Origin of the sequence: Paenibacillus sp. Aloe-11 (assembly GCF_000245715.1) — a bacterium.
Lineage (GTDB): Bacteria > Bacillota > Bacilli > Paenibacillales > Paenibacillaceae > Paenibacillus > Paenibacillus kribbensis.
The window spans coordinates 44,704-47,032 of sequence record NZ_JH601043.1; the positions used below are offsets into that span (position 1 = coordinate 44,704).

General features: G+C 51.0%; 3 protein-coding genes. 2 read left to right on the plus strand and 1 reads right to left on the minus strand.

The features are described from left to right. Both WG8_RS27750 and nfsA read left to right on the plus strand, forming a co-directional pair. A partial coding sequence (locus WG8_RS27750) for an HAD-IC family P-type ATPase (RefSeq protein WP_007428464.1) occupies positions 1-412 on the plus strand: 412 nt, incomplete at its 5' end. A gap of 285 nt (positions 413-697) precedes the next feature. Next, on the plus strand, positions 698-1,441 hold the full coding sequence (gene nfsA, locus WG8_RS02365; RefSeq protein ID WP_007428465.1) for an oxygen-insensitive NADPH nitroreductase: 744 nt from the start codon (positions 698-700) through the stop codon (positions 1,439-1,441). 183 nt (positions 1,442-1,624) lie between these two features. Here the strand turns inward: nfsA and WG8_RS02370 are convergent. Further along, a partial coding sequence (locus WG8_RS02370) for a TatD family hydrolase (protein ID WP_007428466.1) occupies positions 1,625-2,329 on the minus strand: 705 nt, incomplete at its 5' end.

Here is a 2,329-nt window from a genome sequence, read left to right on the forward strand (position 1 = left end):
TGAGCGGGTACTGGCGGAGGTGCTGCCTGAAGGCAAGGCTGAAGAGGTGAAACGGCTTCAGGAACAAGGCTTGATCGTAGCCATGGTGGGCGATGGTATTAACGATGCGCCTGCACTGGCCACGGCTAATATTGGGATGGCGATGGGCACGGGTACGGATGTAGCGATGGAAGCCGCCGATATTACGCTGATGCGTGGCAACCTGAACAGCATTCCCGATGCGATCGAAATGAGTCGCCGGACGATGACTAACATACGGCAGAATCTGTTTTGGGCGCTCGGTTACAACGTAATCGGTATCCCGATTGCTGCCTTGGGCTTCCTCGCTCCGTGGCTGGCGGGAGCAGCCATGGCATTCAGCTCTGTTTCGGTCGTGCTGAATGCGCTGCGTCTCCAGCGGGTAAAGCTGTAATTGCAATGATGAATTAGGCAGGATACGAGCACCAGAATGATCTGGAGTGTGACAAAATTGGTGTTGGAGCAAGTACGTCTGATTTGATTTTCAGCGTGCTTGCTTTTTTGTTATGCTTGGTTCTTTTCCCCCTGCGGTTGCCCTATATCGCGTTAGGTTGCTTATCAACCGCGAAAGTTTCATAATATTCGTAGGAGTGCCATGCAAGCATGCAAGAGCTTCTTCGAATACTCACAGCTTGACACAGATAAAAAGCTTATATTATGGATTAGGAGTGAAGCAGTCATGAATGATACGATTTCCTTGTTGATGAATCATCGGTCTGTACGAAAATTCAAGTCAGACGCCGTTACCGACGAGCAGCTCGCAGCTATTGTGGCGGCTGGCCAAATGGCTTCCTCGTCCAGCAATGTGCAGGCTTATACCGTCATTGCCGTTACAGAGCCTGCTTTGAAAACCAAGCTGGCTGAGCTGGCGGGGGGTCAGGCTTATGTTGAGCAATGCCCGGTGTTTCTGGTATGGTGTGCGGATTTGTATCGCTTGAAGCAGGTCACGGTTCACCATCAGCCAGGTCAGCCTTCCTACGAAGGTTCCGTCGAAAATTATACAGTTGCGACCATTGACGCCGCGTTAGCTGCACAGAATGCAGCAGTAGCCGCTGAATCACTTGGCTTGGGTATCGTCTACATCGGGGGTATCCGTACGAAAATAGCTGAGGTATCCGAGCTGTTAGGGTTGCCTGAACTGGTATATCCGGTGTTCGGTATGTGTATCGGCGTACCGGATCAGGACACGGGCTTGCGTCCACGTCTTCCGCTGTCCGGTGTTTTGCACATGAACGGCTACGACCAAAATCAGACGATGAAGGCTGTAGAGCTATATGATCACACATCGGCTGAATATTTGAAGGAGCGTACAGGCGGTCAACGCTCTACGCCTTGGTCTGAACAAATGGCGGCGAGACTGACTGAGCCTGCACGGTTGCAGTTGAAGCCATTTTTGGAGCAAAAGGGATTTTTGAAGCAATAAAGTAGAGCAGCCATAAAAAAAGCAGAAGCCTATATGGGACTTATAAAGCCTCTATATAGGTTTAAAAATACAAAGAACCTTCGGTTACGCAGTTTATGATGCGTATCTGGAGGTTCTTTGCTTATGCTGTAAAAGCAGATATCTTATTCTTTCAGGGACTGCTGACTGCTAAATATGACTTTATCACTTGGATAGTGAGTAGAAGCGTCTCGTATTTCCATAAAATGCTAGGCGGACGGCAGTCTCGTCTTGATCGGTCAGCTTGCTGTACGCGCGAATGACGTCGGCAGTCATCCGTGGATGTGTCTGTTGTCCGGTAAAAGCTCCCTCGAACGGCCAAGGTCCGTCTGTCTCTGCCATGATTTGATTGGACGGGTACTGTCTCGCCAATTTGCGAATTTCTTCTTCATAGAGAAGATCGGGTGTGAAGGAGACATAGTAGCCGTTCCGGGCCATACGTTCGGTCGTGGCGGCAGAGCCCTTGAACCAGTGAAAATGCGCCTGTGTGACACCGTGCCGTTCCAGAAGGTCGCAAGCGATATCGGCGTCTTCATAAACGGCGTGCAGCACAATAGGCTTGTTATGCTTCCGTGAAAACCGGATAAAACGCTCCAGCAGTGCTATGTAGGGAGTGAGGTCAAAGAAAGATCCGCTTCGCGCGGCCTCCAGCCGATTGTAGTAGGGCAAGCCGACTTCGCCAACGGCAACCATCTGCTCTATATGCTTGTCCATCCAGTCAAACAACAGATCAAGCTCGGCTTGTGATGGAAGAGGCTGCTCGGGATGAAACCCGAAGGCTGGGCGTACCAGCCCGGGCCAACGCTCAGCTAACCGCAGATTGGTTTGGCTTGAGGTGAGATGCATGGATACGGCTATGACGGCTTCGAC

Excerpts from the sequence above, each read along its gene's own strand:
- nfsA (WP_007428465.1), top strand. The coding sequence starts at position 698 with ATGAATGATACGATTTCCTTGTTGATGAATCATCGGTCTGTACGAAAA.